Here is a 20490-nt window from a genome sequence, read left to right as displayed (position 1 = left end):
ATGACGGACGCGGCGACGCTGGCACAGGAATTCTGGTGGCGCATGGGCACCAATGAATGGTCGCTCGCCGCCGCCCTCTTTGCTGACGGCATCGAGATCGTCTGGCCACAATCGGGCGAGGTGATCGGTTCGGCCGAGGATTTCATCGCCATCAACGCCAATTATCCCGCGCATGGGAAATGGACGTTCAAGGTCCGCCGGGTGCTGGGCAATGGCGGGCATGCGATAACCGAGACGGAGATTTCGGACGGCAAGATCACAGCGCTTGCGGTGTCGATCTTCGAATGTGCCGATGATCGGATCGTGAGGATCACCGAATACTGGCCGGAACCCTTCGAGGCGCCGGCATGGCGGAAGCAATGGGTGACCATCCGGCGCGATTGAGGGCTTTATCGCCAGACGAAAATCGGCACCCTAGCAGCATGCCGAAGACTGATTCGCAGACCACCATCATTGACGTGCCCAGCTATGAGCTGGAAGCCGCCGCGCTTGCGGGCGGGCGCACGATGGTGGCTGGAATCGACGAGGCGGGACGCGGGCCCCTCGCCGGACCGGTGGTCGCGGCAGCGGTCGTATTGGATCGGAACGCGATCCCCGAGGGGCTGAACGACTCCAAGAAGCTGACGGAAGAAAAGCGCGAAGAGCTTTTCGAGCAGATCATGGCCAGCGCGCAGGTCGGTTTCTGTTCTGCCTCGGTCGAAGTGATCGACAGGCTCAACATTCGCGGCGCCACCCTTTGGGCCATGTGCCGCGCGCTCGATGCCCTGCCGGTCAAGCCGGACCTGGCGCTGATCGATGGCCGCGACGTTCCCGAGGGGCTTTCCTGTGCCGGGCAATTCGTCATCGGCGGCGATGGCAAGAGTCTTTCGATCGCCGCCGCCTCTATCGTCGCCAAGGTGGTGCGCGACCGCATGTGCCACGTGATGGATTGCGGCGTGCCGCACTACAATTTCGCCCAGCACAAGGGCTACTCCACCCCCATGCACCTTGAAGCCTTGGCCGCCCACGGCCCCTGCGACCTCCACCGCATGAGCTTTGCGCCGGTGCTGGCGGCACGCCGGTAGCGGCAACCCTCTCTGAAATAATCGGCGCTCTTGTCGGTACGGAGGCCTCCTGTGCGTCCTGGTATCGATGAGGCCGCATGGACACCTCATCGGCACGCAAGTTCCAAGGAGGATACCATGTTCAAGCCCCTGCTCGGCGTTATCGCCGCCGCCGGTCTCGCCTTTGGCGGGCCAGCTTTTGCTCAATCACCATCATCAGCTACGGAGGGCCAGGCAATGCCTACGCCTACGGAAAGCGGCTACGCCCCGGTCAATGGCGTCGAGGTCTATTATGCCGTCTACGGAACGGGAGAACCTCTCGTCCTGCTCCATGGCGGGCTCATGACGATAGAAAGTTTCGGCCCGGTGCTCACCGCACTGGCCGAGGGCCGGCAAGTGATCGGCGTCGAGCTGCAGGCCCACGGCCATACGCTGCCCTTCGACCGGCCGATGACCTGGGAAGCGATGGCGACCGACATCGCCGAACTCATCGGATATCTCGGGCACGAAAAGGCCGATATCATGGGTTATTCGCTCGGCGCCGGCGTTGCCCTACGCACGGCGATCGATCATCCCGAGGTCGTCGACAGGCTCGTAGCCGTTTCGACTCCCTACGCCTTTTCGGGCTGGCACGACTACAACCGCGAAGGCATGCAGGCGATGGGCCCCGAACTCGCCGAAGGCATGATGGCCTCCCCCATCTATCAGGCCTATGAGGAGGTTGCGCCCGATTCGGACAACTTCCCGCGCCTGCTCGAGCAGATGGGCGGGTTCATCGGCAATGACTACGATTGGTCCGGCGAGGTCGGCGACATCAGCGCACCCACGCTTTTGGTCTATGCCGACTATGACGCCGTCAAGATCGCCCACGCAGCGGCGTTCTTCGAACTGTTAGGCGGCGGCCAGGCAGATGCCGGCTGGGACGGATCGGGCATGACGCCGAACCGCTTTGCAGTGATCCACAGCGCCACCCATTATAATATCGGCGCCGATCCGCGCCTTGCGGAGACGGTCATCCCGTTCCTCGATGCAGAAAACTGAACCCGTCCCTCCCCGGTCGGTCACGCCGGCCGGGGTCCGCTAACGCCTCGTTAACCGTACCGTTTAGCCGCCACTTAACCCTAACGCCGTACAACTGCTCCATTAGTTTTGCGTTAGGGTTATCAGTATGTTGCGTACCGGTTCAGCGGCGCGGAAGCGCGTCGGAGAGGCTTTCGAGAGCCACCTGCCCATCGACACGATCCTGGTTGGTGACTGCATCGCGCATATGAATGCGCTGCCCGAGGCCTCGGTGGACCTGATCTTTGCCGATCCCCCCTATAACCTCCAGCTCGAAGAGGGTCTTACCCGCCCCGACCAGACCAAGGTCGACGCGGTCGATGATGATTGGGACAAGTTCGAAAGCTTCGCGCACTACGACAAGTTCACCCGCGAATGGCTTTCCGCCGCGCGGCGGATTTTGAAGCCGGACGGCGCGATCTGGGTGATCGGATCCTACCACAACATCTTCCGCGTGGGCAGCGCGCTGCAAGATCTTGGCTTCTGGATGCTCAACGACATCGTCTGGCGCAAGGCCAACCCGATGCCGAACTTCCGCGGCACCCGGTTCACCAACGCCCATGAGACGCTGATCTGGGCCTCGCGCAGCCAGAAGAGCCGGCCGACCTTCAACTATGAAGCGCTCAAGCTCTCCAATGACGACACGCAGATGCGGTCGGACTGGCTGTTCCCGATCTGCACCGGCGGCGAGCGTTTGAAGGACGCGAACGACGAAAAGGTGCATCCCACGCAAAAGCCCGAGGCGCTGCTTTATCGCGTGTTGATGGCAACGACCAAACCCGGCGACGTGGTGCTCGATCCCTTTTTCGGCACCGGCACGACGGGCGCCGTGGCCAAGAAACTGGGGCGGCGGTTCATCGGCATCGAACGCGAAAACGCCTATATAAACGCAGCTTTGAAACGCATTGCGGCCATTAAACCGCACGATTCCCATGCGATCGAAACCACAGTGCCCAAGCGCGCCGCCCCCAGGATTCCGTTCGGTTCGTTGATCGAACAGGGGCTGATTGCACCGGGCACGAAACTTTTCGACGCCGGCAGGCGTTATTCTGCCGTGGTTCGTGTCGATGGTTCGCTGGTCAGCGACGACAAGAGTGGCTCCATCCACCGGGTCGGCGCTCTGGTGCAGGGTTTTGAAGCCTGCAACGGCTGGACCTTCTGGCACTTCGAGGATCGGGGCCGCCTGGCTCCCATCGATGATCTGCGCGAACGCGTTCGCGCCTCGATGCTCAAGCTTTCTGCCTGATTTCGACCTCCAATCAGTCAGGCATTCTCGCCCCCGGTGTTCACGCCGGGGGCGCTTTTTTTGGCCTCACGGGCCGCACCGCGAAAGTCATGACGGGCTAAAACCGCCCTGTGACTTTCGCTGGCCCTCCGGCGGGGCGCGCGAAACGTCGCGCGGGGTCCTCGGCTCGCCTCGTCCTCTTTGGCCTCACGGGCCGCACCGCGAAAGTCATGACGGGCTAAAACCGCCCTATGACTTTCGCTGGCCCTCCGGCGGGGCGCGCGAAACGTCGCGCGGGGTCCTCGGCTCGCCTCGTCCTGGCGAGACCGCTAAACCTCTCCAACGCTCCCAACCTTGAGCACCTTGCGGAACAGGCTCGGCAGCGCTTCTTCCTCCAGCCGGGTTTCATCGGCCCACCAGCCCTCATCGAGCGGTTGATCGGTGGCGATCGTCCAAACCCTCAGGGTGAGATGGAAGTGGGTGAAGGTGTGCTCCACCGTTCCCGCCTCCCGCCAATCTCCGGCGAAAGGAAATTCAACCACCGCTGCGGTATCGGTCCAGGCGCTGCCGGGCACTTCGGTCATCTTGGCCAGCATGCCCTTGGGGCCGCGCTGGCGCACGAACACCTTGCCGTCATCGCGAATGACGAAAGCGTGGCCGTGCCGATGCGGTTTTTCCGCCTTGACGGGAGGCACCGGAAAGGCGAGCGGATTGGCTTTGCGCGTTCCGGCACAGCCCGGCTCGAGCGGACAGATGAGACAATTGACGCGGCGTGGGGCGCAGATGGTGGCGCCAAGGTCCATCATCGCCTGGGCGAAATCCCCTGCCCGTTCCGGAACGGCGGCCTGAACCGTGGCGCGCACCAGCGGCTTTTCATGCCGCACCGGCCTTTCGAGCGCCAGATAGCGCGCGACCACGCGATCCACATTGCCGTCGACCACAGCGACGCGCTCGTCATGGCAGATCGCGGCGATGGCCGCGCTGGTGTAGTCCCCTATGCCCGGCAAATCGCGTAACGCGGCAGCGCCTGTTGGGAAAACGCCGCCATGGCGTTCCACCACCGCGACGGCGCAGGCATGGAGGTTCCGGGCGCGGGCATAGTAGCCAAGTCCGGCCCACTGGACGAGGACATCGTCGAGCGGGGCGGCGGCGAGGTCCTGGACGGTCGGCCATAGGCCGGTGAAGGCCGCGAAATATTTGCGCACCGCCGCGATGGTCGTCTGTTGCAGCATGATTTCGCTCAACCAGACGAAATAGGGATTTGGCTTGACACCCCTTGCCCGGTCCGCGGGAGAAACGCGCCAGGGAAGCAGGCGCGCGTGCCTGTCATACCAGGCGAGCACGGCCTGGGCATCGATGGCGGAAGAGGGAGAGTGTTGCGCGGGGGCGGTCTGGGCCATAATGAGGTGGTATAAGCTTAGCAAACCTTGGCGCAAGCATGGCCGGCAAATCTTCACCACCAAAGCGCAAGAACCGCACGGTCCAATTGAGCGACGTCATCGACGGCATGCTCGATCCCGCCCTGCGCCGGCGCGGATTTGCCAATCGCGAGCTCATCGTCAATTGGGCCAGCATCGTCGCCGCGCCCTGGGATCGGGCCACGCTGCCTGACAAGCTGGTCTGGCCGCGCAAGGATCGCCCCGACCCCGAGGGGGCAGTGCTGTATCTGCGCTGCCTTGAAAGCCATAAGGTGATGCTGCCCCATGAGGCGCCGGCGATCGCCATGGCGATCAACCGCTATTTCGGCTATCTTCTGATCCGCAGCGTGAGGCTGTCGCTGAACCCGCTGTCATTGCCGCAGGCCCCGGCCGGTCCGGCCAGGCGAGAACTCAGCGCGCAGGCCAAGGGACGGATCACCGAACAGACCCGTGATATCGAAGATCCGGAGCTTCGGGCGGCGCTGGAAAAGCTCGGGCGCGGTATTCTGGGCAAGGGGAAACATTGATCGCGGGCGATTTTTCACCCCCATGTGAACGGTTTGCCCCCTTGCCGCCGGAGTCTTGCCGTGTAGTGTGCGCGCATGATCGTTGAGCCATTAAGGAGTAAGCCGTTGTCGCTCAATCGCAGAAGCCTGTTGGTCGCCGGATCCAGCGTCGGCCTTGCAACCCTGGTCTACGGATGCAGCGACTCGAGCGCGGAAGCCGAGGTTACCGCCAACGTCGTCACCGAGACCGAACCGGCGGCCGAAGGTGAGGTCGAGCTCTATGACGGTTCGCAGGTCGAGCCGATCAATGGCGACCCGATCAACAATCCGCCGCTTCCCGACCGCCCCATGGGCGGCGTCGACGCCACGGTGACGATCGTCGAATATGTGTCGCCGACCTGCCCGCACTGCGCCAACTTCCACATGACGGCGCTGCCGCAGCTCAAGGAAGAATATATCGATACCGGCCGCATCCGATTCATCGCCCGTCCCTTCCGCCGCAACGTGCTCGACCTTGCCGTGTTCATGGTGGCCGAGGCTGCCGGCAACCAGTACAACGAAGTGCTTTCCGCCTACATGGAAACCCAGAACGTCTGGGCCGCGAGCGAAAATCCGCGCCAGGCGATCTTCGAAGTGGCCGAACAGTTCGGGTTTACACAGGAAAGGTTCGAGGAAATCTTGACCGACGAAGAATTGTTGGCTGCATTGGAAGCAACCCGCGAGCAGGCGCTGGAGCTGGGGCTGCAAGGCACGCCGACCTTCTTTATCAACGGCGAGAAATTCGAAGGCAATGCCACGTACGAGACGCTTTCCGCCGAAATCGAGGAACGCCTCTAGTCACCGCCTTTTCGGGGCGCGTGAATGAAATTCTCGCGCCTCAAGCTCTTAGGTTTCAAATCCTTCACCGATCCCGTCGAACTCGTGCTCGAACCCGGCATCACCGGGGTCGTCGGGCCCAACGGGTGCGGGAAATCCAATCTCGTGGAAGCCCTGCGCTGGGTGATGGGCGAAAGCTCGTACAAGGCCATGCGCGCCTCGGGAATGGACGATGTGATCTTTTCGGGCTCGGGCAATCGCCCGGCCCGCAATTCGGCCGAAGTCACCGTCGTTCTCGACAACACCGACCGCACCGCGCCCCAGCAGTTCAACACCGCCGATCTCATCGAAATCACCCGCCGCATCGAGCGCGAACAGGGATCGGTCTATCGCGTCAACGGCCGCGAAGTGCGCGCCCGCGACGTGCAGTTGATGTTCGCCGATGCCTCGACCGGCTCGCGTTCACCGGCCATGGTGCGGCAGGGGCAGATCGGGGAACTGATCGCCGCCAAGCCGACCCAGCGCCGGGCGCTGCTTGAGGAAGCCGCGGGCATTTCGGGGCTGCATTCGCGCCGGCATGAGGCCGAATTGCGCCTCAAGGCGGCCGAACAAAATCTTGAGCGCGTCGACGACATCATTGCCCAGGTCGAGGTGCAGCTTGAAACCCTCAAGCGGCAGGCGCGGCAGGCGACGCGGTATCGCGCGCTTTCGGGCGATATCCGGCGGGCCGAGGCCACGCTCTACCACATCCGCTGGGTCAAGGCCCGCTATGCCGAAAAGGAAACCGAGGCGCAGCAGGGCCGGCTGATCAGCCAATTGGCCGAAGCGAGCCATCTCGAACATCAGGCCAAGAAGGTCGTCGAGGCCATGGACGCCGAACTGCAACCGCTGCGCGATGCCGACGCGGCGGCGGGGGCGGTGCTGCAGCGGCTGACCATCCTGCGCGGGCAGCTCGAGGAGGAATTGCGGCGGGCCAATTCGCGGCGCGCCGAACTCGACGATCGTCTCAAGCAGATCGATACCGACGTGGCGCGCGAAGCGGCGCTGATTTCCGACAGCGATGGGTTGATTGAAACGCTCGAAGGCGAGCGGATCGAACTGGTCGAAGCGGCCGAAGCGGAAAGCGAGGCCAGTGAAATGGCGCGCGCCCAGGCCGAGGAGGCCCGCGCCGCGCTGGACGAGGCGGAAGCGGCGGCGCGAGAAGCGGCCGACGCCGTGGCCTCGATCCGCGCGCAGCGGGCGCAGGCGACCCGCGCCGCCGATGAGGCGAGCCAGCGGGTGGCGCGATTGCAGACCCAGCAGGCCGATATCGCGCGGGACGTGGCGGCGCTCGAAGCCAGCCTTGCGGCCGATCACACGGTGGCCGAGCGGCAGGCGGCGCTCGATGAAGTGCTCGAAGCCTTCGCCATTGCCGAAGCGGAAGTGGAGCAGGCCGAAATCGAAGCCGCCGAGGCGGTGGCGACGCTTGAAACCGCCCAGCCCGAGCTGGCCGATATCGAAGGCAAGCTCAACCGGCTCGAAAGCGAGGCCGAGACGCTGGCGCGGGTGCTCAATGTCGATGGCGGCTCGCTCTGGCCGGCGATTGTCGACGCGCTCAAGGTCGCTGCCGGCATGGAAACTGCGCTGGGCGCGGCACTGGGAGACGATCTCGAGGCGTCCGATGACACGGCTGCGCCGCTCTATTGGACCCAGACCGGGACCGCCGGCGACGATCCGGCTTTGCCCGAAGGCATCACCCCGCTTTCGGCCCATGTTTCGGGAACGCCGCTGCTCAAGCGCCGGCTGGACCAGATCGGCCTTGTGGAAAACGCCGCCGAAGGCGCTCGGCTGATGGGTGCGCTCAAGCCCGGTCAGCGGCTGGTGAGCCGGGATGGCGGGCTGTGGCGCTGGGACGGTTTCGTCGCCAAGCCCGATGCGCCCACTCCCGCCGCGCAAAGACTGGCTCAGCGCAACCGGCTGGCCGACCTCGATAGCGAAATTGCCGGACTTCGTGCGGCGCGCGGCGACGCGCAAGGCCGGGTCGCCGCGCTGCGGGCGCGGGTGGAAACCGCGCGGGAAAGCGAGGTGGCGCGGCGGAACGCCTGGCGCGAAGCCCAGCGCGGCATTGCCGCCGCCCAGGCCGGGCTCGACGCTGCCGAAAAGAACCTCGCACAACTCTCCACACGCCGGGCAACGCTGACCGAATCCCAGGCCCGGATCGAGGAGAACCTTGCCGAGGCCATGGCCATCGCAGAGGAGGCGCAGGCAGCGCTTGCAGAGTTGGGCGCCGAGGGCGACGCCATCCGCGAGGCGGAAAGCCGGCAGCGGGCGCTGGCCAATCTGCGCGAGGCTGCCGAGCAGGCGCGCGTACGGCTGGCAGGGTTCGAGAGCGCCTCGCAGATGCGGACCTCGCGGCTGTCCCGCATCGGGCAGGAGCTGGAAAGCTGGCAGCGCCGCAGGGCGGGCGCGCAGAGCCAGATCGAAACGCTCGAACGTCGGCGGGGCGAGATCGAGGCGCAGATCACCGAACTCAACGCCACGCCCGACGCGTTCGACCTGAAGCGCGCCGAACTCGACGACCAGATCGAGGACGCCGAACACGCCCGCAAGCGGGCCTCGGACAAGCTGGCCGAAGCGCAGACTGCCTTCCGCGAGGCGGACAAGGCGGCGCGGCTGGCTGCCGAAGGCCTTGCCGACACCCGCGCGGAAATGGCGCGCGTCGAGGAGCGCCTCAAGGGCAATATCTCCGCCCGGCAGCAGATCGAGCGGCAGATCGGGGAAATCCTCGGGATCTCCGCGGACAGGACGGCGGAAGCCGCCGGGATCAAGCCCGAAGCGGCGCTTCCCGAGGAAGCGGCCACCGAGGCGCGGGTGGACCGGCTCAAAGCCGAGCGCGAGCGCCTGGGCGGGGTCAACCTCATGGCCGAGCAGGAGGCCACCGAGGTTCAGGACAAGCTCGACAAGATGGTGGCCGATCGCGAGGACCTGATCGCGGCGATCGCCAAGCTTCGGACCGGCATTTCCAATCTCAACCGCGAGGGCCGCGCGCGGCTCAACGAGGCGTTCGAGAAGGTGAACGCCCATTTCCGCGAGCTGTTCACCACGCTCTTCGGCGGCGGCACGGCCGAACTCACCTTCGTTGAAAGCGACGATCCGCTCGAAGCGGGACTCGAAATCATCGCGCGCCCGCCAGGCAAGAAGCCCCAGACCATGACGCTGCTCTCGGGCGGCGAGCAGGCGCTGACGGCGATGAGCCTGATCTTTGCGGTGTTCCTGACCAACCCCGCGCCGATCTGCGTGCTCGACGAGGTGGACGCTCCGCTCGACGACGCCAATGTGGAGCGGTTCTGCAACCTGCTCGATTCCATGCGCCAGCGCACCGAGACGCGTTTCGTCGTTGTCACCCACAACCCCATCACCATGAGCCGCATGGACCGGCTGTTCGGCGTCACCATGCCCGAACGCGGCGTGAGCCAATTGGTGTCGGTCGATCTGCGCACCGCCGAAACTTTCCTGGAGGCAAGTTGATGACACCCGAATTGGCAGATACGGCAATCATCATCGCCCGCATCCTTGTGGGCGCACTGTTCATCATTGGCGGCCTGCGCCACTTTCCGGTGCTCGACGCCATGACCGCGGCCATGAAGGAGCGCGGCGTGCCCCAGGCGCGGCTGGTGCTGATCGTGGGATCGATCTACCAGATCGTGCTGGGAATCACGTTGGCGCTCGGCCTGTTCGCGGCGGCATCGGCCCTGGGGCTGATCCTCTTCACCGTGCTCGCGACGGTCATGATGCTCAATTTCTGGGATAAGGAAGGGCCGCAGCGGGCGGCGCTCTTTAACGGCTTCATGTCGAACGTCGCCATCATCGGCGGGCTCCTGGCCCTGGCGGCAACCGGCTAAGAGAATCCCTTCGGCGTCATCGTGCGACCACAATCGGGGTGTTGACGCAATGCCGCACCTGCACCGTGGCGCATCAAGTTATTGATATGTCTCGACAATTTGCCGATCACACCAGCTTGACACCATAGGGAGCCGCCACTATGGTGCGCGCGACTTTGAAGGCACCCTCTTGCCGGGTGTCCTGCCTGGCTGGAGCGGTGGTTTGAAGTGACCAATCCGAACGAAAATCCGGCTGGAAAATCGCCTTCCCCGCCCCCGTCGGAGACATCCGATCTGGCGGCGCGGATCAGGAAGGCGCAGGAGGCGCGGGCTGCAGCCAACGGCACCCAGCACGCGTCCCGGCAGGGAGACATGTCGACGCTGGCGCGCGGTTTGCGCATCGGCGCCGAGTTCGTGGCAGCCATTCTGGTTGGCTCGGGTATCGGCTACCTGATCGATATGTTTGCCGGCACGGCACCATGGGCTCTGCTCATCATGTTCATGGTGGGTTTTGCCGCTGGAATTGTTAACGTCACTCGTGTAGTGGCGGAGCTGAATGCGAACAAGACCGCGTCACAAGACGCGGATGATATGGACTGAAGGGCGAGATAGGGGCTTAGACCTTGGCGAACGATCCGATTCACCAATTTGTCATCTACGACATCTTCACCCTCGGGACCATTGGCGGCGACGGCACCGAAGGCAGCGGCATCACCCTTTCGTTCACCAATTCGTCGCTGTTCATGGTGCTGACGACGCTGACGATCTGCACCTATCTGATCCTGTCGACCCGCCGCCGGGGCCTGGTGCCCAATCGCTGGCAGCTCACCAGCGAGATGGCGTATGAATTCGTGGCCAACATGGTCCGAAGTGGCGCGGGCACCGAAGGGATGAAGTTCTTCCCCTTCGTTTTCTCGCTGTTCACCTTCATCTTCATCGGCAACATGTTCGGCATGGTGCCCTATTTCTACACCTTCACCAGCCAGATCATCGTGACCTTCGCGCTCGCCATGCTGGTGATGACGGTGGTCGTCGCCTACGGCTTCATCAAGAACGGCCCGAAATTCCTCAAGCTCTTCGTGCCGTCCGGCGTGCCGGGCTATATCGTGCCCATCGTCACCCCGATTGAAGTGATCTCGTTCCTTTCGCGTCCGATTTCGCTCTCGGTTCGTCTCTTCGGAAACATGCTCGCCGGCCACATCACCCTCAAGGTGTTCACCGGCTTTGTGGTCTCGCTCGCTTCGCTCGGCGCGGTCGGCGTGGCTGGCGCGGTTCTGCCGCTCATCATGGGCGTTGCGATCACTGCCCTCGAATTCATGGTATCCACGGTTCAGGCTTACGTCTTTGCCGTGCTGACCTCCATGTACCTCAACGATGCGATCCATCCGTCGCATTGATCTCCAATAGACCTCGTTAAGTTCTAAGGCTTTGAAAGGATCACAAAATGGAAGCTGAAGCCGCAAAGTACATTGGTGCCGGTATCGCCTGTTTCGGCATGGCGGGCGCCGCCATCGGCGTGGCCAACATCTTCGGGAGCTTCCTCTCGGGTGCCCTGCGCAACCCGTCGGCTGCTCCCAGCCAGTCCGGTAACCTGATCTTCGGCTTCGCCGTGACCGAAGCTCTGGGCATCTTCTCGTTCCTGGTTGCCCTTCTGCTCCTGTTCGCGGTCTAATTACCACGAACAGTCCGATGAAAGGCGGCCGGAGCACGCTTCGGCTGCCTCGTCATGTGCCGGCTCGTCAGCCGGCCCACCAAATTTTGCAATTGGCGGATAGCGCATGATTAGCCAGGTCCAGGCTCAGGAAACGGAAGTCGAAGAGGCCGTAGAGCCGCTCGAATCCAACATCATCTCGCTCGAAGAGTCTCCGGACGGCGAAACGCACGAAGTGGTCGGCGCCGGTGGCGAAGAGCACGTCACGGGCGTGTTCCCGCCTTTCGATGCGACCACTTTTCCCTCCCAGCTTCTGTGGCTGGCGATCACCTTTGCGGCACTCTACTTCATCATGAAGAAGGTCGCCCTGCCCCGGATCGGCGAAATCCTCGAGGAACGCCGCGACCGGATCGAAGGCGATCTGGCAGAGGCGGAGCGCCTGCGCCAGAAGACGGACCAGGCCATCGCCTCCTATGAGGCAGCGCTTGCCGAGGCGCGGTCGAACGCTCACGGGATCGCCGAGGCGGCCCGTGCCGAGAACAAGGAAAAGCTCGACGCGGCCCGCGCCAAGGTCGAAGCCAATCTCACCAAGAAGGTGGCCGAAGCCGAAGCCCGGATCGCCGCAACCAAGGCCGAAGCCCTGGGCAGTGTGGATGAGATCGCCACCGAGACAGCCCAGGCCGTCGTTGCCCAGCTCGTGGGCAATGTCTCGGCCGCGGATGCCCGTGAAGCGGTCACCAAGGTCAGCAAGGAGTAATCGGAAATGGAACTCGATGCCACTTTCTGGGCCTTCATCGCACTGCTGATCTTTTTTGCGATCGTCATCTACTTCAAGGTTCCGGGCCTCATCACCCGCGCCCTGGACGCCCGGATCGCCAGGATCGAGGCGGATCTGGAAGAAGCCAAGCGGCTGCGCGAGGAAGCTCAGGCCCTGCTGGCCGAATACGAGCGCAAGCGCAAGGCTGCCGAAAGCGAAGCCGAAGAGATCGTCGCCGCGGCCAAGGATGAGGCCGAGCGCATGACGGCAGAGGCGGAAGAAGCACTCCAGGACATGGTGGCACGCCGCACCAGGGCCGTCGAAGACAAGATCGCCCAGGCTGAGGCTCAGGCGCTTTCCGAAGTGCGGGCCCGTTCGGCGGACGTCGCCATCGAAGCGGCGCGGCTGTTGCTTGCCAACCAGGCCAAGGAAAACGGCGCCAATCTGATCGACCAGTCGATCAAGGAAGTCGGCAGCCGGCTCAATTGAGCTGCACGCAATCGCAAATCGAGAGCGGGCCCGGCGCGGCCCGCTTTTTTATGCACTCACAAAGGAGAGAACCATGAGCATCGAACGTCTTCATTCCGGCCCGCGCATGAGCCAGGCGGTCAAGCACGGCAACACCCTCTATCTGGCCGGTCAGGTGGCCAAGGACGAATTTGCGACCATCGAGGAGCAGACGGCCCAGGTTCTCGAAAAGATCGACGCTCTTCTCTCCGAAGCGGGCAGCACGAAATCCAAGGTGCTCTCGGTGCAGGTGCTGCTGTCCAACATCGCAGACTTCGCAGCGATGAACTCGGTCTATGACAAGTGGATAGATCCGGCCAATCCGCCGGCCCGCGCATGCTATGAGGCTCGCCTTGCCTCGCCCAATCTGCGCGTGGAAATCATCGCGGTCGCCGCGCTGGATTGATCCCGGCCCACCCAGCTCATCCAAGGAAAAAGGCGGCTAGATGCCGCCTTTTTTCATGCCCAATCGACCCAGCGGCCGTGATAGTCCGATAGCCCCACCGTCTCCTGCTCGCCTCCCGGCCAGACGGTCTGCTTGAGCACGGCGCCGGCGGGGTGATCTTCGGCTTCCATATACATCCAGACCAGCGGACTGTCGGCCGTCGCATTGGCGCCGGCCGCTTCGACCGCAGCCGTTATCCGCGCCTTGGTTTCCTCGGGCAGATATTGCCACACGATGGTGTGGAAAAAGACCCGTGCCACGCCCGGCTCGGGCGCTTCGCCCAGCCGCGCCTCTACCCAATCGGCCGCATCGGCCTTCTCCACCGCGTAGGGCACCGAGGCAGCCGCTGAGAGCGCGGCCGAGACACGTCCGATACGGTTATGCTGATCGGCCCAGATATAGGCCAGTTGCCGCTCCACGCTGTCGGGATTGTGCGGATCGAGCGGATTGCGGTCGCAACCGGCGCGGCTGACGATTTTCAGGTCGGCATCCAGCGATGGAACATGGCCGCGCCATTCGCTCTCGATATGGACGAGCGCGTTGCTGTCGCCCCACTCGCGATCATCGCCCAACAGGTAGTGGTAGGTATCGAAGAAGAGGTTGAGCCCCGCGCTCGCCCCGATCTCATAGAGCGCCAGCGGCAGTTTCAGGCTCTCGGTGAGCCGCAGCGACATGCCCAGGAGCGGCGAGGAACGCATCACCTCGTTGGTCTGGGGCGGGCTGTCGAGAAAATCGTGCAGGAAATCGTCGTGCTTTTCGATGGCCTTCTCGATGGCGTCCCAAAGCTGATCGGGCTTGGCCTCGAGGGGCGGATAAAGCTGGGCCAGATCGCGGGCCCGCCCCGAACGCACCAGCGCGTGAAGCGCGCCGGTCGCCCGCAGGGCAATGGCATCGGCCCGCGCCGATTCGGGCCAGTTGAGGATGCGCGCGCCGAATCGCGACGAATCGGTCAGCCTTTCGGCGAGCAGATCACAGAGTGTGGCGGTGAAGGGTGAGCCCAGGATTCGGCAGGCCTCGGCCTGAAACCTGAAGGTTTCAAGCACGTGGGGGTTCATATTCGACATCGACGCCCTCCGACTTGTACCCTCGAAGTTTAAGGGCTTTACCGGAGCCGTAAAAGGTGTTTTTGCCTCCCCGCGCCATCGCGGGGAGGCTGTAGGCCTATTCGGCGGCCTGACGATCATCGGCTGGCGCCGACCACTTCAGACGCGGCTGGCGCGCCGCGCGCGTCTCGTCGAGCCGACGCAGCGGGGCGCGGGTGGGGGCGGAGGTGAAGCGGGCCGCATTGCCGTTCCTGGCGTCTTCGGCCAGCTCGCGCATGGTCGCAGCGAAGGTATCGAGCGTCTGAAGCGATTCGCTTTCGGTGGGCTCGATCAACATGGCCCCATGCACGACGAGCGGGAAATACATGGTCATGGGATGGAAGCCCTCATCGATCATCGCCTTGGCGAAATCGAGGGTGGAGACCCCTGTGCCCTTCAAGAACTCGTCGTCGAACAGCACTTCGTGCATCACCGGCTGGCCGTTGAAGGGTGCCGAGAACAGATCCTGCAGGCGTGCCTTGAGGTAGTTGGCGTTGAGCACGGCATCGCGCGCCGCCTGGGCCAGACCGTCGGCGCCGTGGCTAAGCATATAGGTCAGCGCCCGCACATACATGCCCATCTGGCCGTGGAAGGCCGTCAGGCGCCCGAAGGCATCGCCCTGGACATGTTCGACCAGCTCGATGGTCTCGCCGTCCTTGCGCAGGAACGGAACCGGCGCGAAGGGCGCCAACGCTTCGGAAAGCACCACCGGGCCGGCGCCCGGCCCCCCGCCGCCGTGAGGCGTCGAGAAGGTCTTGTGGAGGTTGATGTGCATGGCATCGATGCCGAGATCCCCCGGCCGCACCACGCCCATGATGGCGTTGAAATTGGCGCCGTCACAGTAGAAATAGGCACCGGCCTCGTGGACCGCCTGGGCGATCTCGATGATCTGGGATTCGAACAGCCCGCAGGTGTTGGGATTGGTGAGCATGATCGCCGCGACATCGTCCGAGAGCGCGGCCTTGACCGCCTCGACATCGACGGTGCCGTTCTCATTGGCGTCGATCGACTTGACCGAATAGCCCAGGAACGCGGCGGTCGCGGGGTTGGTGCCGTGGGCGCTTTCGGGAACGAGAACGACCTTGCGATGCCCCTGCCCCTTGGCCTCGTGGGCGGCCTTGATCGCCATCATGCCACAGAGTTCGCCATGAGCACCGGCCTTGGGCGAGAGCGATACGGCGGCGGTGTTGGTCAGCTCCATCAGCCAGTGGCTGAGCTCAGACATGACCGCCAGCGCGCCCTGCACCGTCGATGTGGGCTGGAGCGGATGGACGTCAGCAAAGCCGGGCAGCCGGGCCATTTTCTCGTTCAATCGCGGATTGTGCTTCATGGTGCACGAACCGAGCGGATACATGCCGGAATCGATGGAATAATTGCGGCGCGACAGCCGCACATAGTGGCGCATGGCTTCCGGCTCGGTCAGCCCCGGCAGGTCCAGCTCGCTCTTGCGGCGCAGCCCGCCCAGACGATCGTCGGAGACCTCGACATCGGGCAGATCGACGCCCGAATGGTCGCGATCGCCGATCTCGAACAGCAGCGGCTCGGCGGGAAGCAGCGCCGAAGCGCCGCCGGAAGCGGCGAGATTATCGGCAGCCGGGGCGGTCGGGCGCCCTTGGGTGTTCATGCTCATGCCAGTTCTCCCTTGAGGGCGTCGACCAGGGCGGCGATGTCGGCATCGGTCGTGAGTTCGGTCGCGGCGAGGATGAGGAGGTTTTCGACCTCGGGCTTGTCCGGTTCGAGCCGCGACACCGGCAGGCCGGCGAGAATGCCGTTGGCCGCCAGCGCCTCGACGACGGGAGCGGCGGGCACCGGCAGGCGAACCGTCATCTCGTTGAAGAAGCTCTCGTTGAGCACTTCGAGTCCTGCCCCGGCCAAAGCGTCGGCGAGCGCGATGGCGCGTGAATGGTTGAGCTTGGCGAGGCGCGTGAGCCCCTTTTCCCCAAGCAGGGAAAGGTGGATCGAGAACGCCAGGGCGCAGAGGCCGGAATTGGTGCAGATGTTGGACGTCGCCTTTTCACGGCGGATGTGCTGCTCGCGGGTCGAGAGCGTCAAAACGAAGCCCCGTTGGCCATCGGCATCGACGGTTTCGCCACAGAGCCGGCCGGGCATCTGGCGCACGAATTTCTCGCGGCAGGCGAGCAGGCCGACATAAGGCCCGCCGAAGGTCAGCGGATTGCCCAGCGACTGGCCCTCGGCCACCACGATATCGGCACCGAGCGCGCCGGGTGCCTCAAGGAGCCCGAGCGAGACGATCTCGGTGACCACGACGATCAGCAGCGCGCCCTTGGCATGCGCGGCTTCGGCGAGCTTGGAGACGTTGCGGATGTGGCCGTAGAAATCGGGGGTTTGGATCACGATGGCGGCGGTGTCGTCATCGATATGGTCGATGATATCGCCCTGCCCTTCCGGCGAGGGCGAAAGGCATTCCAGCCCCTCCTCGCCCGAGAGGTAGGTCACCACCGTGTCGCGATATTGCGGATGCAGGCCGCCCGAGAGGAATACCTTGTTCTTGCGCGTGATGCGCCGCGCCATCAGCACCGCTTCGGCGGTCGCGGTCGAGCCGTCATACATCGACGCGTTGGCCACATCCATGCCGGTCAGATGCGCCACCTGGGTCTGGAACTCAAAGAGCATCTGCAGCGTGCCCTGGGAGATTTCCGGCTGGTAAGGCGTATAGGCGGTGAGCCATTCCGAACGCTGGATCAGGTGATCGACGGTGGCCGGCACATGGTGGCGATAGGCGCCGGCGCCCACGAAGAACGGGCCGTCGCCCGCCGCGTGATTGCGGTTCGCCAGGGCGCGCATATGCGCCTCGACGGCGAATTCGGGCTGATGGTCCGGCAAATCGGGGCTGAAGGTCCCCAGCACCGATTTGGGCACGGCGGCAAACAGATCGTCGATCGATGATGCACCGATCGTTGCCAGCATGTGCTGGCGATCGGCGGCGGAATGGGGGAGATAGCGCATCGCGGCTCCGAGAATAAAAATTATGCCGTGTGGTCGGCGTAGGCGGCCTCGTCCATGAGGCCTTCGAGTTCGGCCTCGTCGGCGAGTTCGAGCTTGAAGATCCAGCCGGCGGCGGCAGGGTCGGAATTGATGAGGCCGGGCTCGTCGGAAAGCGCCTCGTTGATCTCGGTCACGGTGCCGGACACGGGCGCGTAGATTTCCGAAGCGGCCTTGACCGATTCGACGACGGCAACCTCGTCGCCCTTCTTGAAGCTCGCCCCGACCGCAGGCAGTTCCACGAAGACGATGTCGCCGAGCTGTTCCTGGGCGTAGTTGGAAATGCCCACGGTGCCGATCTTGCCTTCGGTGCGGACATATTCGTGGTCGGTGGTGTAGCGGGTGGTCATGGTGAGGTCCCCTTGTGGGTTAGGCCGGTTTGCGGAAATAGCGCTGCGGAACGAATGGCATTTTGACGATAGTGCCGGCGATGGGCTTGCCGCGCACCATCGCCGTCACGGCTTCACCCTCGCGGGCGATCTCGGCGGGCACATAGCCCATGGCAATCGAGGCCTGAGCGGTGGGCGCGAACGTGCCCGAGGTGATCTTTCCGATCACATTGCCATCGGCATCGACCAGTTCTGCGCCCTCGCGCACGGGCTGGCGGCCCTCGAAACGGATGCCCACGCGCCTGGCCTTTGCGCCCTCGGCAATCGTCGCCAGAACCGCGTCGGCGCCGGTAAAGCCGCCCTCGGTGCGGCGGCGTTTGCCGATGGCAAAGAGCAGGCCGGCGGAGACCGGATCGACAGTGTCGGTCATATCGTGCCCGTAAAGGCAGAGCCCGGCTTCGAGCCGCAGGCTGTCGCGCGCGCCCAGCCCTGCCGGCTCGACAAGCGGATCGGCGATCAGCAGATCGAAAAGCGCCGGAGCATCTTGATTGGCGATGGAGAGCTCGAACCCATCCTCGCCGGTATAGCCCGAGCGCGAGACGTTCACAGCAAAGCCGCCGACGGTCGCCGGGCCGGCCTGCATGAAGCCGAGCGTCTCGGTGATGTCGGTGTGCTTTGCCAGCACCTCGGCGGCGCGCGGTCCTTGCAGGGCTATGAGCGAAAGATCGTCGCGAAGGTCGAAGGCGATATCGGCGGGCGCCTTGGCGCGCATGAAGTCGAGGTCGTGATGCTTGCGGGCGGCGTTGACCACCATGAACATCACGCCATCGGGCGCCTGCCCTTCGGCCGGGCGGGTGATGATCAGATCGTCCTCGATGCCGCCTTGATCGTTGAGCAGCACCGTATAGCGCATTTCGCCGGGCGCGAGCGAAGCCAGGTCGGCTGGCGTCAGGGCTTCGAGGGCGGCAATGGTGGTCGCGTGATCGGGGCCGGTGACCACGACCTGTCCCATATGGGAGACATCGAACAGGCTCGCCGCCTCGCGCGTGTGATTGTGCTCGGCGACGATCCCGGCATATTGCACGGGCAAGGCATAGCCGCCGAATTCGACGATCCGTCCGCCCGCAGCGACGTGACGGTCATAGAGCGCCGTTTTGAGAAGTTCGGTTGAAGGCCCATCGGCCATGTCGGTCTCTCCGGTTCAACTTACAGGCGGCACCAGACGATGCGGCTAAGCGCAGCGCATCGTAGCGTGGTGCCCCCTCTGTCGGTCAACCTGAGAGATTTCCCGGAGCCTTGCCGCTCCAGTTACGCCCGTCGGTGGGGAGCTCAAGCTCCCGCTTTCCAGAGTTCGGACCGATGCACGTCCTGCTTGCGCAGCCCGGCACGGCCCTGTTTTTGCCTGTCGCGTTGCCGAACCGGAAAACCGGTATCCAGTTTTCCTGGCAACGCTTCTAGCTCAGCGGTCCCTTTTGCCTGAGAGTTTCCGGGGCGGTTGCTCCTTCGGCGTCCCGGCTCGGTGGCCGGGATCTCTCCCGCTGATGGCCGGGACCATGAAAGAAAGCCCCGACGCCGTCAATCGCTTTTATGCGGCGCAGCTCTGTCGATAAAAAGTGCTCCCCACCTTTCGGCATACGGCGCTAGTTGTCGAAACCCACCCAAATCGTGATGGATTCGCCCCCAACATAGGGAATGGCGACGTTTTCGATGGTGTGGCTGAATTCGTTGGCGCTCGAGGGGCTGGTTGCCACGGCGATGTCGTAGCGTTCGGAAAACACCGCCAGGTCGTCGCGTTGCACGGCAAAGCGCAAGGGCACGGTGATGTTGCCCGCGCTCCCGGCCGGACCGACGATAACCCGGCCCACCGCACCCATGCGCACGGTGATCAACCCGTTGGAGACCACGCAATTGCGCGACACCCGGTCGATCACCCCCTGATAGCGCAGCGCGCTCGGGTCGGACGTGCGGTTGCCGGCATATGAGCGGTAGAATTCAGCGCCTTCCCGAATGCGGATGGGTGGGCATTCAGTGGCAATCGCCGGCATGGCGCCGCTCGCCGCCTGGGCGATCTGGGACTGGCTGGCGTTGACGTTGGCATAGCTTGCATCGCTGCTGCCGCCGAACATCGAACCCATGGAACATCCGGCCAAAAGCACTGCCAGTGCCGTGCCGGTCGCGATACGCCAGACAGTGCGAACCATAGCGCCCTTCCTCTCTCTCTTTATCAGGCCGACAGCGCTTCGAGCATAGCCGGAGCGCCGGAACTGGTCACCTCGCCCGGTGCGCCTTCGACATTGACGGCCTCAACGATACCATTGCGGATCAATAGTGACGAACGCGTAAAGCGCACGCCGAGCCCACCGGCGGACAGATCGCGCTCGAGCCCGAGTTCGGCCGCGAGCTTGCCCAGACCATCGGCGATGAATTCGAGCGTCCCGAGCGCGCCGGACGCTTCGGCCCAGGCTTTGACCACGTGATGATCGTTGACGGTGCCGCAGACGATCTTGTCGACCCCCGCCGCCTTGAGGTCGTCGGCGGCGGCGAGGTAACCGGGAAGATGGTTGAGGTGGCAGGTGGGGGTGAAGGCACCTGGAACGGTGAAGAAAACCACGGTGCCCGAGCCCAGGATATCGGCGCTTGTCGTATCGGTTACGCCGCTTTCGGTGACGTGCTTGACGGGCACCGAAGGAATGGGCTGGCCGGGCTCGATGGTCATTGGAAATCCTCACAAAAGCAATGGTCGTGCAGACACAGGAGGAATACGGCCAGACTAAGGTTTGCCGGCCGGT

General features: G+C 64.0%; 22 protein-coding genes and 2 riboswitches. Of the genes, 14 read left to right on the top strand and 8 right to left on the bottom strand.

From position 1 onward, the window contains the following. The 4 genes from NO932_RS04480 (at nt 1) to NO932_RS04465 (ending at nt 3348) form a co-directional block, all read left to right on the top strand. A complete protein-coding gene (locus NO932_RS04480; protein WP_309209885.1) occupies nt 1-384 on the top strand; it encodes a nuclear transport factor 2 family protein in 384 nt (127 codons plus the stop codon). 38 nt (nt 385-422) lie between these two features. Beyond that, nucleotides 423-1064 (top strand): ribonuclease HII, encoded by a 642-nt coding sequence (locus NO932_RS04475; RefSeq protein WP_309162337.1) that lies wholly within the window; start codon nt 423-425, stop codon nt 1062-1064. A 216-nt stretch (nt 1065-1280) separates the two neighbouring features. Beyond that, on the top strand, nt 1281-2084 hold the full coding sequence (locus NO932_RS04470) for an alpha/beta hydrolase (RefSeq protein ID WP_309209883.1): 804 nt from the start codon (nt 1281-1283) through the stop codon (nt 2082-2084). A gap of 127 nt (nt 2085-2211) precedes the next feature. Further along, nucleotides 2212-3348, top strand: coding sequence for a site-specific DNA-methyltransferase (locus NO932_RS04465; RefSeq protein ID WP_309209882.1), 1137 nt, complete (start codon nt 2212-2214; stop codon nt 3346-3348). Nucleotides 3349-3656: 308 nt separating this feature from the next. On the opposite strand, the gene NO932_RS04460 is transcribed toward NO932_RS04465, so the two are convergent. Further along, entirely contained in the window at nt 3657-4727 is a 1071-nt protein-coding gene (locus NO932_RS04460) for an A/G-specific adenine glycosylase (RefSeq protein WP_309209880.1), read from the bottom strand. A gap of 38 nt (nt 4728-4765) precedes the next feature. Between NO932_RS04460 and NO932_RS04455 the strand changes: the two genes are divergently transcribed. From NO932_RS04455 to NO932_RS04410, 10 genes are all read left to right on the top strand, one after another. Further along, the gene (locus NO932_RS04455; protein WP_309209878.1) at nt 4766-5272 is read left to right on the top strand and encodes a DciA family protein; all 507 of its coding nucleotides are present in this window, start codon (nt 4766-4768) and stop codon (nt 5270-5272) included. A gap of 105 nt (nt 5273-5377) precedes the next feature. Further along, nucleotides 5378-6088 (top strand): DsbA family protein, encoded by a 711-nt coding sequence (locus NO932_RS04450; protein WP_309162343.1) that lies wholly within the window; start codon nt 5378-5380, stop codon nt 6086-6088. 24 nt (nt 6089-6112) lie between these two features. Next, on the top strand, nt 6113-9574 hold the full coding sequence (locus tag NO932_RS04445) for a chromosome segregation SMC family protein (RefSeq protein WP_309209876.1): 3462 nt from the start codon (nt 6113-6115) through the stop codon (nt 9572-9574). Further along, on the top strand, nt 9574-9948 hold the full coding sequence (locus NO932_RS04440) for a DoxX family protein (protein ID WP_309209874.1): 375 nt from the start codon (nt 9574-9576) through the stop codon (nt 9946-9948). Before NO932_RS04445 ends, NO932_RS04440 begins: the two co-directional genes overlap by 1 nt. A gap of 207 nt (nt 9949-10155) precedes the next feature. After that, on the top strand, nt 10156-10527 hold the full coding sequence (locus NO932_RS04435) for an AtpZ/AtpI family protein (RefSeq protein ID WP_309209873.1): 372 nt from the start codon (nt 10156-10158) through the stop codon (nt 10525-10527). 23 nt (nt 10528-10550) lie between these two features. Then, nucleotides 10551-11324 carry a F0F1 ATP synthase subunit A gene (locus tag NO932_RS04430; RefSeq protein WP_309209871.1) on the top strand — a complete coding sequence of 258 codons (774 nt, stop codon included), beginning with the start codon at nt 10551-10553 and terminating at the stop codon, nt 11322-11324. A 47-nt stretch (nt 11325-11371) separates the two neighbouring features. Continuing rightward, nucleotides 11372-11599: a F0F1 ATP synthase subunit C gene (locus NO932_RS04425; protein WP_090593351.1), complete on the top strand. Its 228-nt coding sequence runs from the start codon at nt 11372-11374 to the stop codon at nt 11597-11599. 106 nt (nt 11600-11705) lie between these two features. Further along, nucleotides 11706-12335 carry a F0F1 ATP synthase subunit B gene (locus NO932_RS04420; protein WP_309162348.1) on the top strand — a complete coding sequence of 210 codons (630 nt, stop codon included), beginning with the start codon at nt 11706-11708 and terminating at the stop codon, nt 12333-12335. Between the two features lie 6 nt (nt 12336-12341). After that, nucleotides 12342-12824, top strand: a complete 483-nt coding sequence (locus NO932_RS04415) for an ATP F0F1 synthase subunit B (RefSeq protein ID WP_309162349.1) — start codon at nt 12342-12344, stop codon at nt 12822-12824. Between the two features lie 73 nt (nt 12825-12897). Continuing rightward, complete coding sequence (locus NO932_RS04410; RefSeq protein ID WP_309162350.1) at nt 12898-13248, top strand: RidA family protein; 351 nt, start codon at nt 12898-12900, stop codon at nt 13246-13248. A 53-nt stretch (nt 13249-13301) separates the two neighbouring features. Here NO932_RS04410 and NO932_RS04405 read toward each other — a convergent pair whose 3' ends face one another. The 7 genes from NO932_RS04405 to NO932_RS04375 form a co-directional block, all read right to left on the bottom strand. Next, nucleotides 13302-14351, bottom strand: a complete 1050-nt coding sequence (locus tag NO932_RS04405) for a DUF2332 domain-containing protein (RefSeq protein WP_309209868.1) — start codon at nt 14349-14351, stop codon at nt 13302-13304. A gap of 97 nt (nt 14352-14448) precedes the next feature. Further along, nucleotides 14449-15999 carry an aminomethyl-transferring glycine dehydrogenase subunit GcvPB gene (gene gcvPB, locus NO932_RS04400; RefSeq protein ID WP_309209867.1) on the bottom strand — a complete coding sequence of 517 codons (1551 nt, stop codon included), beginning with the start codon at nt 15997-15999 and terminating at the stop codon, nt 14449-14451. Further along, nucleotides 15996-17336, bottom strand: a complete 1341-nt coding sequence (gene gcvPA / locus NO932_RS04395; RefSeq protein WP_309209866.1) for an aminomethyl-transferring glycine dehydrogenase subunit GcvPA — start codon at nt 17334-17336, stop codon at nt 15996-15998. Before gcvPA ends, gcvPB begins: the two co-directional genes overlap by 4 nt. 20 nt (nt 17337-17356) lie before the next feature. Beyond that, nucleotides 17357-17722 carry a glycine cleavage system protein GcvH gene (gene gcvH / locus NO932_RS04390; protein ID WP_309209865.1) on the bottom strand — a complete coding sequence of 122 codons (366 nt, stop codon included), beginning with the start codon at nt 17720-17722 and terminating at the stop codon, nt 17357-17359. 19 nt (nt 17723-17741) lie between these two features. After that, a complete protein-coding gene (gene gcvT / locus NO932_RS04385) occupies nt 17742-18887 on the bottom strand; it encodes a glycine cleavage system aminomethyltransferase GcvT (protein ID WP_309209864.1) in 1146 nt (381 codons plus the stop codon). Nucleotides 18888-18955: 68 nt separating this feature from the next. After that, a riboswitch (glycine riboswitch) is annotated at nt 18956-19059 on the bottom strand. Between the two features lie 95 nt (nt 19060-19154). Continuing rightward, nucleotides 19155-19249, bottom strand: a riboswitch (glycine riboswitch). Nucleotides 19250-19341: 92 nt separating this feature from the next. Continuing rightward, a complete protein-coding gene (locus tag NO932_RS04380; RefSeq protein WP_309209863.1) occupies nt 19342-19902 on the bottom strand; it encodes a hypothetical protein in 561 nt (186 codons plus the stop codon). A 23-nt stretch (nt 19903-19925) separates the two neighbouring features. Next, nucleotides 19926-20417, bottom strand: a complete 492-nt coding sequence (locus NO932_RS04375) for a redoxin family protein (protein ID WP_309209862.1) — start codon at nt 20415-20417, stop codon at nt 19926-19928. Nucleotides 20418-20490: the final 73 nt, after the last annotated feature.

The organism is Pelagibacterium sp. 26DY04, assembly GCF_031202305.1.
Lineage (GTDB): Bacteria > Pseudomonadota > Alphaproteobacteria > Rhizobiales > Devosiaceae > Pelagibacterium.
This window is presented reverse-complemented; position numbering and strand designations above follow the sequence as displayed.

What these genes read in the sequence shown, in the direction of transcription:
- NO932_RS04480 (WP_309209885.1), top strand. Translation starts at nt 1, where the DNA reads ATGACGGACGCGGCGACGCTGGCACAGGAATTCTGGTGGCGCATGGGC.
- NO932_RS04475 (WP_309162337.1), top strand. Translation starts at nt 423, where the DNA reads ATGCCGAAGACTGATTCGCAGACCACCATCATTGACGTGCCCAGCTAT.
- NO932_RS04470 (WP_309209883.1), top strand. Translation starts at nt 1,281, where the DNA reads ATGCCTACGCCTACGGAAAGCGGCTACGCCCCGGTCAATGGCGTCGAG.
- NO932_RS04465 (WP_309209882.1), top strand. Translation starts at nt 2,212, where the DNA reads ATGTTGCGTACCGGTTCAGCGGCGCGGAAGCGCGTCGGAGAGGCTTTC.
- NO932_RS04460 (WP_309209880.1), bottom strand. Translation starts at nt 4,727, where the DNA reads ATGGCCCAGACCGCCCCCGCGCAACACTCTCCCTCTTCCGCCATCGAT.
- NO932_RS04455 (WP_309209878.1), top strand. Translation starts at nt 4,766, where the DNA reads ATGGCCGGCAAATCTTCACCACCAAAGCGCAAGAACCGCACGGTCCAA.
- NO932_RS04445 (WP_309209876.1), top strand. Translation starts at nt 6,113, where the DNA reads ATGAAATTCTCGCGCCTCAAGCTCTTAGGTTTCAAATCCTTCACCGAT.
- NO932_RS04440 (WP_309209874.1), top strand. Translation starts at nt 9,574, where the DNA reads ATGACACCCGAATTGGCAGATACGGCAATCATCATCGCCCGCATCCTT.
- NO932_RS04425 (WP_090593351.1), top strand. Translation starts at nt 11,372, where the DNA reads ATGGAAGCTGAAGCCGCAAAGTACATTGGTGCCGGTATCGCCTGTTTC.
- NO932_RS04420 (WP_309162348.1), top strand. Translation starts at nt 11,706, where the DNA reads ATGATTAGCCAGGTCCAGGCTCAGGAAACGGAAGTCGAAGAGGCCGTA.
- NO932_RS04415 (WP_309162349.1), top strand. Translation starts at nt 12,342, where the DNA reads ATGGAACTCGATGCCACTTTCTGGGCCTTCATCGCACTGCTGATCTTT.
- NO932_RS04410 (WP_309162350.1), top strand. Translation starts at nt 12,898, where the DNA reads ATGAGCATCGAACGTCTTCATTCCGGCCCGCGCATGAGCCAGGCGGTC.
- NO932_RS04405 (WP_309209868.1), bottom strand. Translation starts at nt 14,351, where the DNA reads ATGTCGAATATGAACCCCCACGTGCTTGAAACCTTCAGGTTTCAGGCC.
- gcvPB (WP_309209867.1), bottom strand. Translation starts at nt 15,999, where the DNA reads ATGAGCATGAACACCCAAGGGCGCCCGACCGCCCCGGCTGCCGATAAT.
- gcvPA (WP_309209866.1), bottom strand. Translation starts at nt 17,336, where the DNA reads ATGCGCTATCTCCCCCATTCCGCCGCCGATCGCCAGCACATGCTGGCA.
- gcvH (WP_309209865.1), bottom strand. Translation starts at nt 17,722, where the DNA reads ATGACCACCCGCTACACCACCGACCACGAATATGTCCGCACCGAAGGC.
- gcvT (WP_309209864.1), bottom strand. Translation starts at nt 18,887, where the DNA reads ATGGCCGATGGGCCTTCAACCGAACTTCTCAAAACGGCGCTCTATGAC.
- NO932_RS04380 (WP_309209863.1), bottom strand. Translation starts at nt 19,902, where the DNA reads ATGGTTCGCACTGTCTGGCGTATCGCGACCGGCACGGCACTGGCAGTG.
- NO932_RS04375 (WP_309209862.1), bottom strand. Translation starts at nt 20,417, where the DNA reads ATGACCATCGAGCCCGGCCAGCCCATTCCTTCGGTGCCCGTCAAGCAC.